This is a genomic window from uncultured Bacteroides sp. (assembly GCF_937912035.1).
In the GTDB taxonomy this organism is placed as follows: domain Bacteria; phylum Bacteroidota; class Bacteroidia; order Bacteroidales; family Bacteroidaceae; genus Phocaeicola.
In genome coordinates this window covers 14,321-30,492 of sequence record NZ_CALDPF010000039.1, presented here as the reverse complement: position 1 = coordinate 30,492, position 16,172 = coordinate 14,321, and the positions used below count along the sequence as shown (strand labels likewise).

Sequence of the window (16,172 nt, the reverse complement as noted above, 5' to 3'; positions counted from 1 at the left end):
CATACCAGATATTACCTCTTTAAAGGAGTTTTTTTATTTTTGTAGCAATAAAATAATTAAAACAGCAGACGATATGAAAACTTTCAGTTCACAAATGTCGGAAAAGGCAAAGGGTTGTGTATGGATGTCTATGATGTATTCTGTAACAGCGATAGTATTATGTATTGTTCTGGTACTATTGTCAGAAAAAAACGTTGACAATCTCATTCCATTCATATCATGTTTCATTTTCATGGCTCTGTCGTCATGCATTCGAATATATCACATAGAATATAGCATAGCCGATGAATATCTCAGTATCAGAGATTTCAAATACAGATCCATCAATATATTAGACATAAAGGAAATAATAGCTCTGAAAGAGAAAAAAAGATTCACTCTGAACATTCCATATGATACTGTTATAATTGAGAAAAGCGGAAAGAAAACATATATATCTCCGGAGAACAGGAATATGATGCTTGAAATCATAAAAGGAATTAATCCGGAAATCACTTTTTCTTCTTCCCGCCCATGACATTATATCTGTAGATAAAATGCGCCATAACGTAACTGTTCACTCCATTGTACTCTGTTATGGAGCGTACATTGGAATTCAAGCTTCTTGAAATATTACTTTTTTGGGCAAGCATATCGTATGCTTCGATACTGAATATAGCCCTGCCTTTATAAAAGGATTTTGATAACCTGGCATTCCACAACAGTTCATCTCGATTAAAATAGTCATCATCATATCCTCTACGGCATTGATTCACAATTCCTGACATAACACTGATACTCCACGGCAAATTAAATGTAGCAGATAAACCGTATGAATAGGTATATGGTTCTTGATTTTTCTCTGGATAAATCTTATTCTTTTCAAATGTATAACCAATAGATGAATTTGCAGACAGTTCCATAAGATCATTTCTGAACACACCACTCAAATGCCCTGTAATACCCGTTTCAGATAAAGTATTCTTCATTGTTGATTTGGATGAACTTTCATAAATGTATCCCACACTATTCCTGTATCTGAAAGACGTATTGGCATGGATAGTGAACTTTTTATTTTTCAGTGCGGTATTAAATCCAGCTGACAGATTTCCATTCCAATTACCATTTATATTCTTTGGCATAGTGATACGACCTCCAGTCTCTTCATTATACATCGTGCTGTTACTGATACTGTTTTGGATAATTGAAGCATTAGCATTTATAATGACAGAACGCTGATGATCATTATTATAAGTATTCATCCCAAGACGTATGTTATGTGAAAATGAAGGTAATAGTCCGGGATTACCCACACGTATATTCAGAGGATTGGAATTATCCTCTATAGGAAGCATAGACTCCATATCTGGCTGGGAGCTCTTGCCGTAATACTTGAACTGTAACTGACTCACTTTCGAGAAACGATACTTAAAGTCTATTTTTGGAGCAAAATTAAACACCTGTCTTGTAGTATCCATATAAGCTTCACCAAGACGATATGACAAGACAGATTTTTGCGGCTGCATGGTTATACCGACACTTAACTTATACTTTTTCTTGGTAACACGTACAGTCATCGAAACATCATGATTAAAATACTTATAATCAGCATCTTTACCAAGGCTGTCTATCATATATGACTCATATCCTTGTGGTAGTTCTTGTTCTAATGACCAATCATCATAGTCAATAAAATCATACGTTGATTTTCCACTAAAACTGTTTTTATATAGAAACTGATAACTGAACTGCAGGAATACTGACTGTACTACAGGTTCACTGTAAGTGATCTGCGCACTATAGTTTCTGCTCTCTGTTTCGGTTGATATATACTGACGACGATATGCCACAGAATCTCTTCCATAAATATCTTTAAGACGATAATAAGTAGTTTCCGAATCTCGGAACCTGCTATTGTCTGAATCGCTTATTCCAGCACCAAACCTCAAACCTATATTTCGTCCGTTATTTCCAATTTTCCTGTTAAACATAAGAGAAGCACTACCATTAAGTCTTTTATTCATTGAAGAATTGTCAACAGTTGACGCATTTATTCGTATTTCTCTTAAAGTCTGTTCCAATTCCTCATCATCACCAGGAAGAATATGATCAGAAGGGTTATCTACTAATGTTTCTAGATTTTTATTGAAGCTTCCTGATATATTATTCTGGTCATTACTATCCGATGAATATGAAAACGATGGTCTGAAAAGTATAGTAGTAAACTTATTTGGTTTCCATTCCAGTCTCCAATCGGTCTTGATATTACCCGAAGTACTCTTATTAATATTTTTGGAATTGGAGAAAGTACTTTTTGATGAATAAAACCTTTCTGTAGAGTTAATTCCACGCACATCCTTATCGTTTCCTCTCCACTGTATGCTTCCTCCAATTTCAAGTTTTTCATTCTTAACAGCCATGTTATATCCTGCATTATTAGAAGACAATAGACCGTTATTCTGTTTCCAGTTTGCACGCGAACTGTTTGAGAAATTTCTGTCACCAACATTATTTGCCGACATTACAACAGAATGTTGGGTATTCTCAATAAAACGATTCAGCATTGCTTTAGAAGAATATCTTTCCTCTGTACCACCTGCTACATCCAGATTACCGAACCAACCCTTGTTCTTCCCTTTTTTAAACTTTATATCCAGTACCACCTCATCGTCGCCATCATCAATACCGGTCATCCTCTCCATATCAGATTCCTTGCTATATGTCTTCAGCTGGTCTATTAGTTCAACCGGCAAATTCTGTAGCCCTGTCTTCAGGTCACCACCAAAAAACTCTTTTCCATCAACCATGATTTTCTTCAACTCACGGCCATTAATCTTGATTTTACCGTCATCATCCACTTCTGCTCCTGGTAACTTTTCTATAAGTTCCTCCAAAACCGCCCCTTCGGTAACCTTATAAGCAGAAGCATTATATACAACTGTATCTTCTTCCATCTTAACAGGTGGAGCCTCAGCAGTTACTACAGCCTCATCCAACATTATCGCGTCAAATGAAAGTTTCAAATTTCCAAAATGAATATCATTTTTGGGTAATGACTTGTAATATATATTTTTACTGAAAGAATTATATCCAATATACGAAACTACTACGCAGTAACTACCAGCCTTTGAAAAAGGCAGACTGAACGAACCATCCTTTTTTGTAACTACACCAGCTACAAGAGATGAATCAGGCATAGCCAATAACTGAACTGTAGCATATTCTATACCAATACTTGTAGAAGAATCTGACACCACCCCTTTTATTGTCACAGCATTCTGTGATAGCACATTAACATGTAATGATAAAAAGAAGAATAATATCAAGTATATGTTTTTCATTAGGAATGACTTATATAAAGAAATAACTTTGAATGCCTATTTTATTGTATTAGATTGAAGTTCTTTTAAAAGGTTTAATCATTGCACTATAAAAAATGCTTCAAGATACATGAAAATACCTTGAAGCATTTTTATAAGAAATTTTTATTATTCTACACCACCCAACTGGTTTCCATATTCCATTTCACCCTGAACAACGAAAAATACATCGTCCGGTTCGTAAGGTCCCATACCGTCTTCGGCAGATTCCTTAATTATATAATTAACAATCTCATCCTGATCGATATTGATATATCCTTCTTCATCCGGCTGAGCGTCAAGACATCCACTATTTGTATAATATTCCACTATAAGGTCGAATATATAATACAAATCATCGTCTGTGAACTTCTCTTTCAAGTCCTGAGGCAAATAGTTCTTGATAAACTCAATCGTCTTTTCATCATCCTCGTCTTCCAACAAGAATTCGTTGTCTGTTGCCATAGTTGTCAGTATTTAATGATTAATAAAAGTCCGTTACTATCAGAGGATAGCTTTCAGTTTTTCAGCCAAAGCCTGCTTGGTAGTTGCACCAACCTGTTTTTCAACCACTTCGCCGTTCTTGATGAAAAGTACTGTAGGGATGTTACGTACTCCGAACTGTGCAGGAAGATCTGAGTTTTCGTCAACATCACATTTACCGATGTTTACTGTTTCTTTATATTCTTCAGCAAGTTCTTCGATATATGGAGCAATCTGCTTACATGGACCACACCATGTTGCCCAAAAGTCCAATACTACAGGTTTACCCTCTGCCATTATCTCTTCAAAATTCTGATCTGTAATGTTAAGTGCCATTTTTTCTATCTTTTTAAGTTTATAAATTCAATTGTTTATATGTTATTCGCAACAAATATAGACTAATTTATTTTATAGTCCAACTGTGATTGCGATTTTAAATAATTAATCAAATCTTTTTGTACAGAAACTTTGATGGAACGTGAAGAAAGATTTACATACATCTGTCCGTCATCATCCATAATATAAAACAAGAGTTCAGCATTTCCTGGATTCTGCTTTACAATGGAACCGAATTCAGTGATAAACTCATCATCAATTGATGAAAGAGGTGCTTTGACTGTTATTCTCTCAATTACTTTTTCCTTCACATCGGGCAGAAGCTCGATTGTATTGATTTTAACTTCCCACTCATCCTGCTTCCATTGTTTAGGCTGGCATTTTCCATGCATATATAAAAACATTCCTTCGCTGAAAAAGTTCTTCTTTTCAACCCATTCATTGCCAAAAAATGCAAATTCCGACACTCCGGAATAGTCTTCAACCTTCGCTACACCGTATGGCTTACCATTTTTGGTATATCCTTCACGAACACCTGTCACTATTCCACCAAGTATTAAATCCCTGTTCTGCAATGGTGTCAAATCGGCTAGATCAGCCATGTGCACATTACATACATTCTCCAATACTACTGCGTATTCATCTAAAGGATGAGCTGAAAGATATATTCCTACAAGTTCACGTTCACGATTGAGTCGCTCCAAGTCACTCCATGCGGCTGCAGGTACGATCTCTGGTGTGGCAATCTCTACAGCCATTTCTCCACCAAACAGTGAATTAGTTGCAGCAGCCTTGTCTACCTGATATTTGTTTCCATATCTTACAAGAACTTCCACAAAAGTTTCTTCTTTTGCATTCTTTACGAAGAAGTCTTCACGCTTTATACCCGGGAAGCTATCAAAACCTCCTGCCAAAGCCAGGTTTTCTATATTTTTCCTGTTACATGAGGAAAGATTCACTCTCTGTACAAAATCGAATATATTCTTGAACTCTCCATTTTTTCTGCGTTCTTCAAGGATACTCTGCACTGCCGACTCTCCTACTCCCTTAACAGCTCCCATACCGAAACGTATGTCACCACGGCTATTAACAGAGAATTTAAGCTCACTTTCGTTTACGTCAGGTCCCAGCACATTGATACCTGTAGCCTTACATTCGTCCATCAGTTTTGTGATTTCAGTGATGTTGGCAATGTTTCGGCTCATTGTGGCAGCCATGTATTCAGAAGGATAGTTAGCTTTCAAGTATGCAGTCTGATATGCTACCCACGAATAACATGTGGCATGAGACTTGTTGAACGCATACGAAGCGAATTTTTCCCAGTCAGCCCATATCTTTTCAAGTACCTGTGGGTCATGACCGTTCTTCTTTCCACCTTCGATGAACTTAGGTTTCATGTGATCCAGCTTGTCACGAAGCTTCTTACCCATCGCCTTACGGAGGGCATCAGACTCACCACGGGTAAAGTCGGCAAGCAGACGTGACAGCAACATGACCTGCTCCTGATATACCGTAATACCGTAAGTATCTTTAAGGTATTTCTCCATGATTGGTATATCATATTCTATAGGTTTACGTCCATGCTTACGGTCGATAAAATCTGGGATATAATCCATAGGCCCCGGACGATAGAGGGCATTCATGGCAATAAGGTCCTCGAATGTTGATGGTTCCAGCTCACGCAGATACTTCTGCATTCCGGCAGATTCGAACTGAAATGTTCCGATTGTACGTCCGTCACCATACAACTTATATGTGGCAGGGTCGTCTATCGGTATTTCGTCTATATTCAATATTATACCCTTACTATGCTTTATATTTTCCAGTGCTTCCTTTATGATAGACAGTGTCTTCAGTCCAAGGAAGTCCATCTTGATAAGACCGGTATCCTCGATTACAGAACCTTCATACTGGGTGACAAGCATCTTCTCGCCTGTTTCCTTATCATCGGCTGTACTTACAGGAACCCAATCAGTGATGTCGTCACGGCAAATTATAGTACCGCAGGCATGCACACCGGTATTTCGTACGTTACCCTCAAGCATCTTCGCATACTTGATGGTGTCTCTCAAAATAGGGTCAGTAGAAACTTCGGCAGCTTGAAGTTCAGGTACGTATGCTATAGCATTAGTAAGATTCAGCTTCTTGTCAGGAATCTTGTCAGGAACCAGTTTACACAGTCTGTCCGATTCCGATAACGGAAGTTTCTGTACGCGTGCCACATCCTTGATAGCCAATTTAGTGGCCATTGTACCGTATGTAATGATATGCGCAACCTTTTCCTGTCCGTATTTCTCTGTTACCCAATTCAGGACACGTCCACGTCCGTCATCATCGAAGTCAACATCTATATCAGGAAGAGAGATACGGTCCGGATTAAGGAAACGCTCAAACAGAAGGTCGTACTTGATAGGGTCAATCTGTGTAATACCAAGACAGTATGCCACAGCCGATCCTGCTGCAGAACCACGTCCCGGACCGACAGACACGTCAAGCTTGTTTCTTGCGGCAGAGATAAAGTCCTGCACAATAAGGAAGTAACCAGGGAAACCCATGGTCTTCATAATATGCAACTCAAACTTTATTCGCTCGCTTACTTCTTCATTTAGAACTTCACCATAACGACGTTTCGCTCCGTCGTATGCCAGTTTTGCCAGATAATCGGCTTCAAGCTTGATACGGTATAATTTTTCATAACCTCCAAGCCTCTTTATTTTGGCATTGGCCGAAGCATCATCCATTACAACATTACCGTTCTCATCCTGAGTAAACTCATCAAACAAGTCTTTTTCTGTAAATTTCTTACGGTATTCCTCCTCCGTTCCGAATTCTTCCGGAATAGCGAAAGTAGGCATAATAGGCGGATTGTCAATAGAATAGAATTCTACGCTATTGCATATATCAACAGTATTTGAAAGTGCTTCAGGAACGTCGGCAAAGATTTCGTTCATCTCTTCACGAGTCTTCATCCATTCCTGCTTGGTATATAGCATACGGTTAGGATCGTCAAGATCCTTTCCTGTACTAAGACAGATAAGACGGTCGTGAGCTTCAGCATTCTCTTCGTCGACGAAGTGCACATCGTTTGTACAAACAAGCTTTATATTATATTTCTTGGAATATTCCAGCAGTTTCGCATTTACAGTCTGCTGCAACGGATAAGCTTCATGGTTTGCTCTTTGCACAGTAGCTTTATGACGCTGAAGCTCAAGATAATAGTCATCTCCGAAAAGATTCTTATACCAGCGTATAGCCTCTTCTGCTTCTTCAAGCTGTCCTGCCGTTATTTTTTTAGGAACTTCACCTCCAAGACAAGCAGAACAAACGATAAGTCCTTCGTGATACTTTTCCAATTCAGCACGGTCTGTACGCGGACGCATATAAAACCCTTCTGTCCATGCCTTAGAAACGAGCTTGATAAGATTATGATACCCTTTCAGGTTCTTAGCCAATACTACAAGGTGGTAACCGCTCTGGTCTTGCTTACCATCCTTGTCTTTAAGCCCGCGGCGTGCCACATACATCTCACATCCAATAATCGGCTTGAACAGTCTGTCCTGTGCCGCCTGCAACTGTTTTCTGCATTCAGCCAATTCCTCTTCAGGATTTTCAGATTCGGCCTCTCCTTTTTCCAGAGCTGCTATTTTCTTCTTCAAATCCTTGATTTCGCCATTTGTCCCTCCGTTTTTCTTGTTTACATAATTGAAAAACTCCTTGATACCGAACATGGCACCATGGTCTGTGACAGCTATACCTCTCATACCATTGGCTATAGCCTTATCTACCAGTTTTGGTATGGAAGCCTGCCCGTCAAGAATAGAATATTGGGTGTGAACATGTAAATGTACAAAGTCCTGCATATCTTATATAAAAATCTTTTTACTTCTTCAATTGGTTAAAATAAACATCAAGCAATTTCTTGGCTGCCGTGAACGATGTAGCCTGTCCGTTAAGAACTTCTTTTTCCTTTATTTCAAGCATATCGGCAATCAATGGGTCCTGATAGAAACTGTCGCGAAGATGCTCGTTTATTGTTTCATACATCCAATATTTTGCCTGCTCATTTCTCCTGTAATCAAAATATCCGTTCTTCTTTACAAAGTCGATATATCCATACACCATATCCCATATTTCCTTTATTCCTATATTGTAAAATCCGGAATATGTCAGAACCTGAGGTGTCCATCCTGATTCAGGAGCAGGAAAAAGATGAAGTGCGTTACGGAAATGTGCGGCAGCAAGTTTAGCCTTTTCAATATTATTTCCGTCGGCCTTGTTTATTACTATTCCGTCGGCCATTTCCATTATACCTCGCTTTATTCCCTGAAGTTCGTCACCTGTACCTGCAAGCTGTATTAAAAGGAAGAAATCTACCATAGAATGAACAGCTGTCTCACTCTGGCCTACACCTACTGTTTCAACAAAAATCTTATCAAAGCCTGCTGCTTCGCACAGAATAATCGTTTCGCGTGTCTTGCGTGCCACTCCTCCCAACGAACCTGCTGACGGACTAGGACGAATAAATGATTTAGGATGAACGGACAGTTTCTCCATTCTTGTCTTGTCACCTAAAATACTACCTTTGGAACGCTCACTACTAGGGTCTATCGCTAGTACAGCAAGTTTACCGCCTTTTTCTTCAAGTACATGAAGCCCGAATACATCTATGGAAGTACTCTTACCCGCACCAGGAACACCGCTTATTCCAACTCTTACAGAATTGCCGGAATAAGGCAAGCATTTTTCTATGACTTCCTGAGCTATAGCCTGATGTTCCGGTTTTATACTTTCCACCAAAGTTACAGCACGGCTAAGCATGGTTATATCACCCTTTACTATACCTTCCACATATTCATCTACAGAAAACTGACGTCTTTTAGGTCTGTTTCTGAGATTTATATAAGGATTTACAGTCGAAGGCTGTTCAACGCCCTGATTGACAGTCAGCCCCTTATATTGTTCGTTGTTTTCAGGATGTTCCATAATGGTAATATTTTTGAAGGTTAATATCTGAAAATGTCTGACATCATAATCATTTTACGACATCAGCATTTATATTAATGGTAATCTTAGGATTCTTAGGATCGTTCGTTATCATCAAAACCCTTGGTTTACCTTTTGAACGTGATAGATTATTTGCCAACACCGTCACTTTCATTTTTGCTGATTCACCCGGTTTGATAATATGCTTGTTAAGCTTGACATTCAGAGCCATGGTAAACACTTGCAAGTCCAAAACTTCAAGATTTGACCTACCCTTATTGGTTATTGTAACAGTCTGAGTTTTCTTCTGTTTAGGTTTCAATCCGTGATAATCCAACGAAGTAGAACTTATTTCAACCATAGCCGGGTTAGCTTTCTGATATTCACTCTGAACCGAGAAATCCGGAAGAAGAACAACAGAAACCGGAATCTCATTTTCACTATTCACTTTGTCCCCCATAAACCTCGACAAATACACAGTAGTACGGGTTATACCCAATTTTGGAAGTTTATCAGTATCAAGTGTCACCGTTATTTTACCGTTTTTCTGCGAGCCAAGAACTTCAGGCTCAGCCTTGGCTGAAAGATATGGAGGCAAATGCATCAAAACAGGACTATAAGCTTTATTCGATGTATTAGCTACAAGGATCTCCAATTGTGGTTTCTCACCCTTATTGACATCATCAAACACTATCTCATCCTTATTTGTCCTTACGGCACCATAACCGAATTCATGAGTAAATGAATAATCTTTAGGATCGGCAGTTACCTCACCGGTAAAATCCAGATATAAAGGAATATTAGACGCATTGCAATACACTCCAACTTCCTTATAAAACTTTCCGATAGCTTCTGCATCAAATACAGCTGTAATTTCACCTTTATCACCAGCCTGAACCGGTTCTTTTGTCCAATCAGCCTGCATACACCCGCACGAAACCGTTACATTTGATATAACCAGAGGTTTATTACCTGTATTTGTAAATGAATACTTCACCGTAACTGGATTTCTCCAAAGAATATAACCAATATCTTTCGACTGGGCATCAAAAGAAATTTTAGGCTGTGCATCTACAATGATTGAAACAAAGCTCAATATACTTATCAGAAAAAATAATCTTTTCATTTGCTTTAATCTTTAAAATAAATCGAAACGACATAAATACGGAAACAAAGATAGATAGAATTTTAATTCTTCACAAAAGTAGTCTTCGAATAAATCATAACATAAAGAAAAAGTAACTAAAGGTAAAATATCACACAAACCAAACATATAACAAAAACAAAAAATCATGTGACCACACATTTCATTAGATAATATTTATAAAAATAAGGATTGTAAAAACTATTGGTTGGAATTAATAGATTAACTTTGTAAAAATAAAAATATTAACAATATATGATTCCGTCTATTTTAATTGTCGAAGACGACCTCACATTCTCTACCATGCTAAAGACCTGGCTTGGTAAAAAAGGCTTTGATGTAGAAACTGCGGGCACGTGTTCAAAAGCCCGTAAACTTATTACGTCAAAGGAATTCAATCTGCTACTATCAGACTTAAGACTCCCGGACCAAGATGGTATGCAGCTGCTTACTTGGATGAGAGAACTTGATATAAATACTCCTTTCATAATGATGACCAGTTACGGAGAAATACAGAATGCTGTTACAGCTATGAAACTGGGAGCCACTGACTATATACAAAAACCTGTGCAACCTGATGAACTTCTGAAGAAAATTAATGAAGCATTGGATTCGTCAAAGGCAGAAAAGACTTCTACACAAAAAGGAAAGAAAAAAGAAAATACGACTGAAGCTTATACTAATAATTTTCTTGAAGGAGAAAGCGAAGCCGCACGCCAACTTTTCAGCTATGTAAATCTTGTAGCACCGACCCAAATGTCTGTATTAATAAACGGAGCGAGCGGAACAGGAAAAGAATATGTAGCCCACAGAATACATCAGTTGAGCAAACGAAGCGAAAAGCCATTCATAGCAATAGACTGTGGTTCAATACCCAAAGATCTTGCCGCATCCGAATTCTTCGGACATGTGAAAGGTTCATTCACCGGTGCCCTTACAGACAAGACTGGGGCTTTTGAAGAGGCAAACGGAGGAACACTCTTCCTCGATGAAATAGGAAACTTAAGTTATGAAGTACAAGTGCAACTATTAAGAGCCCTTCAGGAAAGACGAGTAAGAAAAATCGGTTCGACTAAAGAAATACAAGTTGACGTAAGATTGATTTGTGCAACAAACGAAAACCTGAAAGAAGCTATATCAAAGGGAACATTCAGAGAAGATTTATATCATAGAATCAATGAATTCACCTTACGTATGCCTTCACTCAAAGAACGACAGGAAGATATTCTTCTTTTCGCAAATTTTTTTCTAGACCAAGCAAACAAAGAATTAGACAAAGATCTAATAGGATTTGATACTGCAGCAAGCGCTACACTTCAGAAATATGAATGGCCCGGAAACTTAAGGCAATTAAAGAATGTAGTTAAAAGGGCTACTCTGCTCGCTAAAGGGGATTTTATTAGTCCAAACGAATTGGGAGAAGAAATAAGCGAAAGACAAACCATAGAAGAAAATCAAATAATTATTGGTTCCTCACTAAATAAGGAAGAAACCGAAAAACAATTAATCATCAATGCTCTAAAACAGACAGGAAACAACAAATCAAAAGCAGCAAGCCTACTTGGAATAGACAGAAAAACTCTATACAATAAATTAAAGCATTACGAAATTCCACAATAATGTGTAGAAAAATTCCACACACTCTACAAATATTCCACATACACAACTTTTATATATGTGGAATATTTTTTTATATAACAAATTGATAAACAAAACAATGCATAAAGAACATATTATCTGGCACAGCTTTTGCTAAACATTAAGCGAATAAGATTTAAAAATTAAATAAAGCTAGACAAAACACACAAAACCCAACCCCATAGAATAAATTTTCTGAGATTGTATATCAATATACATAAATCTACAATCTTATGATAATGAAGATGCCTATGTGTTAAAAACGGAAAAGAGCACGCTGTGAAGCATGCTCTTTTATTTTTATACACCAAAACCATTCCATAAATTTCCGGAAGGCAAATCAGCTGTTACATCTATAATTTCTTTTGACACCGGATGTACAAATTTTACTCTACGAGAATGCAGGCAAATACTTCCATCAGGATTGGAACGTGGAAATCCGTATTTCAAATCACCCTTAATCGGACATCCCATCTTTGCCAATTGGCAACGTATCTGATGATGTCGTCCGGTATGCAGATTTACTTCAAGCAGAAAATAATTTTGCGAATGCCCGATAAGTCTGTAATCCAAAATAGCTTTTTTGGATCCTTTCACTTCCTTATCATATGCATAGGATTTATTCTGCTTTTCATTTTTAATCATATAATGTACCAAAGTTCCTTCTTCTGCAGCCGGTGCATTCTTTACTATAGCCCAATAAGTCTTCTCCACTTCACCCTGTCTGAACATATCATTCAGGCGACTCAATGCCTTACTTGTTTTGGCAAAGACCACAAGACCACTTACAGGTCTGTCCAACCTGTGAGTAACCCCGATAAACACATTGCCAGGCTTATTATATTTTTCTTTCAAATACTGTTTTACGGTCTCGGAAAGAGGAGTATCTCCAGTTTTATCACCCTGGACAATTTCAGAGGCAGTTTTATTTACTATTATTATATGATTATCTTCGTAAACTACAGTCATAGGAATATATTTATAAAAAAACAGGCACAGATTTCATTATACCAACGAAGCCTGTGCCCAAACTATATCGTATATGAAAATTACATATTCATACCACCGTCAACCTGAATAACCTGACCTGAAACATATGCAGACAAGTCAGAAGCAAGATACAATGCAGTATTTGCAACATCTTCAGGAGTACCGCCACGACGCAAAGGAATACGTTTGTTCCATTCAGCCTTAACTTCATCAGAAAGCTGTGCTGTCATTTCTGTGATAATAAATCCAGGAGCGATAGCGTTTGCGCGTATACCACGAGAACCAAGTTCCTGAGCAATAGATTTAGCCAAACCAATCATACCTGCCTTAGACGCAGAATAGTTGCACTGACCTGCATTTCCGTGTACACCTACTACAGATGCCATATTGATGATGTTACCACTCTTCTGACGCATCATGATTGGAGTACAAGCATGTATGAAGTTGAATGCAGACTTCAAGTTTACAGCAATAACAGCATCCCACTGAGCTTCGCTCATACGCATCATTAATCCGTCTTTTGTAATACCTGCATTGTTTACAAGGATATCAATTGAACCGAATTCTTCCTTGATCTGTTCAACGACCTTTGCAGTATCCTCAAAATTTGCAGCATTCGAAGCATAACCTTTAACCTTAACACCGAAAGCTGCAATTTCCTTTTCTGTGTTCAATCCGTTTTCATCGATTACCAAATCAGTAAACGCAATGTTTGCTCCTTCTGCAGCAAACTTCAATGCTATAGCCTTACCGATACCACGAGCAGCACCAGTTACGATAGCAGTTTTTCCAGTTAATAATCCCATAATTATTTAGTTTAAAATATTACTGTCTTTATATTATTAATCATCAGCCTTGCATCCCAAAGCTCCATAAACTATCTTTTTGACATACCTCCACGATGTTTCGTCATCAAGTTCCTCGGCTATCTGTCCCCTTATAAACGGAACTTCTATACCTTTTATACAGAAATGAAGAATAGAAGCCGTAATTTCCACATCATCAATATCAAACACACCAGCCTCTTTACCTTCCTGAAGTATCTTTTTGAACAAAGCAACCTCCTTTATGTCAAAATCTTTTCTTTCTGCCTCCACCTTCCATATATCACGAAAGAAATCAGCTCTTAAAGTTCCATTCCTATAAACAATAGTCTTGGTAGTCTCCAGATGTGTAAATATAAGTTCCAATATTTTTTTCTCAGGCGAAATGTCTTTCTGTGCCACTTTATGCAGTGTTTGATATAACATTTCGATTTCAGCTTCAACCACAGCCATATATATTTCTTCCTTACTCTTGAAATATGTATATAGTGTCCTTCGCCCTTTTTTTGAAGCAATAGCAATATCATTCATAGTAGTATCCTCAACTCCTTTTTTTGCAAAAAGTTGTCTGGCAACATCCACTAGTTTGGCTCTGGTTTTTAATACTGTCATATTATCTTCATTCTATTGCACATCATCTGTATCTGTGTGCAAAAATACATCTTTATATCATATAATACAAATATATGGTAAATTTTGTTATTCACTCTACAATACTGTTTCATAGGCCGCAGATTCGAGCAAAAATAATGCTAAATCAGCTTCTGTAAACATAAAAAAAAAATTCCCTGTCATTCTAATTAAAACGACAAGGAATTTTAATGCAAACAACATGTTGTTTTAAAAAGGTTTATTAGCCTTATTTATCTTCCTTATTTTACACATACATAACTTATGAAGATAGTACCTTAAAAAAACACTTTCATGCGATACCATAAATTATTTCATCATCAACCTTCTTCTGATATATCTTGTTAACTTTCATCAAGCCACACAAAGCCATACATAAATCAACATCTGTAAGATTCGTTTTCTCTTTCAGCTCATTGAATGTACTTTGACCTAAACTTACCAAAACGTTGTAAAGCAACTTTGCTTTATCAACAAACATACCATTAATACGTATCATAATTGTATTTTTTGAAAGTTAGAAAATCAAACCTAGCCTGAAACCTGCATTATTCACTCCGTTCATATCATAAGAAAAAATCTTAGACTGATTAGTAGAATAACTGTAATATCCTGCTATATTGAAGCCTAATCTGCTATCCTTAAACGGAAATATGGCTACACCAATTTCCGGAGACAAATGGAATCCCCATGTGTCATCATAATATCTTGCTGTAGGCAGATCCGAATAAGCGTACATATAGTTTGCACCGGCCTTTATTCCAAAAAAAGGCTGGAAAGTTCCCGTAAATAACCTGTATCTTAAATATGCTCCAAACGGAATCTGATGCAGACAATGCTGCTGGTCAGTTGTTACTGATCCTGTCTCTCCTACCGGATATGTGGCTCTAGGTACATATTCATAATTCCTCTGGAAACTTACAAATCCACCAACTGAAAGAAAAGGATTGATGTAATATCCACCGTCAAAAGACATTCCATAACCACTTGGGTTATCTGCAAAATCGGTCGCAAACGGTGAACCATACTGCCAACCTACACTAAAATGTCCTCTGGTATATCCCTGTGCCAATACAGGAATCACACATATCAGAAACAGAACTATTGCAACTATCTGACGTTTAACTATAGTTTTCATATCATAAATATTTTAATTCATTAATCTATTTCTTTAAATATCCAGACTGAAGGAAACTTTGGTTTACTCCTCTAACTAAAAGCGAGGTATCCATATATTTTGATCCAGTTGACAAACCGCTAATATAAGAGTTCCATACTACAGGAAGTTTCTCTTCATCACCTTGCTCGGCCTTCAAATTCACCATATCTGTCAGTAGTGAGCCTTCACTGTATGAGTAGCTTACAGGATAAGGATAATACCAGTATCCCCAATTACCCCAAAACGACGGTGACCAATATCCGGAATACCCCCACCACCAGTATGGCGAATCAAAATATGACACAAAGTGGTGAGTATCATTTATGTATGTAAGCTGAATACCAAGATCTGCATCTTCCTTATTTTCCACTCTGGTATATCCCATAGCTTCCATATTATCAACATACATACGTACAATCCTATCGGCCATATCTCCTTCTATATAATCAGGTTCTATCTCATAACTTATAGCCATTATCTTGTCTGGAATATAGAATGTCGAATAATCCTTGAAGTTAAAAGAATTATCATAATTTGTATAAACCAGATAATCATTGTCCAATCCGTGTTCCTTCTCGCACGATGCCATTATCAGAACAGCAAACGATGCCAATAACCATTTTTTCATATCTGTAAATTTTAAGAAT

At 37.5% G+C, this 16,172-nt stretch carries 14 protein-coding genes; 2 read left to right on the top strand and 12 right to left on the bottom strand.

The genetic code is table 11. From position 1 onward, the window contains the following. Window positions 1-73 precede the first annotated feature (73 nt). A complete protein-coding gene (locus Q0486_RS11220) occupies window positions 74-517 on the top strand; it encodes a hypothetical protein (protein WP_299233206.1) in 444 nt (147 codons plus the stop codon). On the opposite strand, the gene Q0486_RS11215 is transcribed toward Q0486_RS11220, so the two are convergent. The 6 genes from Q0486_RS11215 to Q0486_RS11190 form a co-directional block, all read right to left on the bottom strand. Next, on the bottom strand, window positions 492-3,320 hold the full coding sequence (locus Q0486_RS11215; RefSeq protein WP_299233201.1) for a TonB-dependent receptor: 2,829 nt from the start codon (window positions 3,318-3,320) through the stop codon (window positions 492-494). The genes Q0486_RS11220 and Q0486_RS11215 overlap by 26 nt on opposite strands. 147 nt (window positions 3,321-3,467) lie before the next feature. Then, on the bottom strand, window positions 3,468-3,803 hold the full coding sequence (locus Q0486_RS11210; protein ID WP_154045101.1) for a hypothetical protein: 336 nt from the start codon (window positions 3,801-3,803) through the stop codon (window positions 3,468-3,470). A gap of 39 nt (window positions 3,804-3,842) precedes the next feature. Beyond that, window positions 3,843-4,157 carry a thioredoxin gene (gene trxA, locus Q0486_RS11205; RefSeq protein WP_299233198.1) on the bottom strand — a complete coding sequence of 105 codons (315 nt, stop codon included), beginning with the start codon at window positions 4,155-4,157 and terminating at the stop codon, window positions 3,843-3,845. A gap of 62 nt (window positions 4,158-4,219) precedes the next feature. Next, complete coding sequence (dnaE, locus tag Q0486_RS11200; protein ID WP_299233195.1) at window positions 4,220-8,017, bottom strand: DNA polymerase III subunit alpha; 3,798 nt, start codon at window positions 8,015-8,017, stop codon at window positions 4,220-4,222. A gap of 19 nt (window positions 8,018-8,036) precedes the next feature. After that, entirely contained in the window at window positions 8,037-9,140 is a 1,104-nt protein-coding gene (gene meaB / locus Q0486_RS11195) for a methylmalonyl Co-A mutase-associated GTPase MeaB (RefSeq protein ID WP_299233192.1), read from the bottom strand. A 49-nt stretch (window positions 9,141-9,189) separates the two neighbouring features. Beyond that, a complete protein-coding gene (locus Q0486_RS11190) occupies window positions 9,190-10,266 on the bottom strand; it encodes a DUF1573 domain-containing protein (protein ID WP_299233189.1) in 1,077 nt (358 codons plus the stop codon). 273 nt (window positions 10,267-10,539) lie between these two features. On the opposite strand from Q0486_RS11190, the gene Q0486_RS11185 reads away from it, so the two are divergent. Next, window positions 10,540-11,904, top strand: coding sequence for a sigma-54 dependent transcriptional regulator (locus Q0486_RS11185; protein ID WP_299233186.1), 1,365 nt, complete (start codon window positions 10,540-10,542; stop codon window positions 11,902-11,904). A 318-nt stretch (window positions 11,905-12,222) separates the two neighbouring features. On the opposite strand, the gene Q0486_RS11180 is transcribed toward Q0486_RS11185, so the two are convergent. From Q0486_RS11180 to Q0486_RS11155, 6 genes are all read right to left on the bottom strand, one after another. Next, window positions 12,223-12,891 carry an RNA pseudouridine synthase gene (locus tag Q0486_RS11180; RefSeq protein ID WP_299233184.1) on the bottom strand — a complete coding sequence of 223 codons (669 nt, stop codon included), beginning with the start codon at window positions 12,889-12,891 and terminating at the stop codon, window positions 12,223-12,225. Window positions 12,892-12,971: 80 nt separating this feature from the next. Beyond that, complete coding sequence (gene fabG, locus Q0486_RS11175; RefSeq protein WP_154045094.1) at window positions 12,972-13,718, bottom strand: 3-oxoacyl-[acyl-carrier-protein] reductase; 747 nt, start codon at window positions 13,716-13,718, stop codon at window positions 12,972-12,974. A 36-nt stretch (window positions 13,719-13,754) separates the two neighbouring features. Next, window positions 13,755-14,348: a TetR/AcrR family transcriptional regulator gene (locus Q0486_RS11170; RefSeq protein ID WP_299233179.1), complete on the bottom strand. Its 594-nt coding sequence runs from the start codon at window positions 14,346-14,348 to the stop codon at window positions 13,755-13,757. 310 nt (window positions 14,349-14,658) lie between these two features. Further along, the gene (locus Q0486_RS11165) at window positions 14,659-14,865 is read right to left on the bottom strand and encodes a winged helix-turn-helix domain-containing protein (RefSeq protein ID WP_299233176.1); all 207 of its coding nucleotides are present in this window, start codon (window positions 14,863-14,865) and stop codon (window positions 14,659-14,661) included. 18 nt (window positions 14,866-14,883) lie between these two features. Continuing rightward, window positions 14,884-15,504: an outer membrane beta-barrel protein gene (locus tag Q0486_RS11160; protein ID WP_299233173.1), complete on the bottom strand. Its 621-nt coding sequence runs from the start codon at window positions 15,502-15,504 to the stop codon at window positions 14,884-14,886. Between the two features lie 25 nt (window positions 15,505-15,529). Beyond that, on the bottom strand, window positions 15,530-16,153 hold the full coding sequence (locus Q0486_RS11155) for a DUF4136 domain-containing protein (RefSeq protein ID WP_299233170.1): 624 nt from the start codon (window positions 16,151-16,153) through the stop codon (window positions 15,530-15,532). Window positions 16,154-16,172 lie beyond the last annotated feature (19 nt).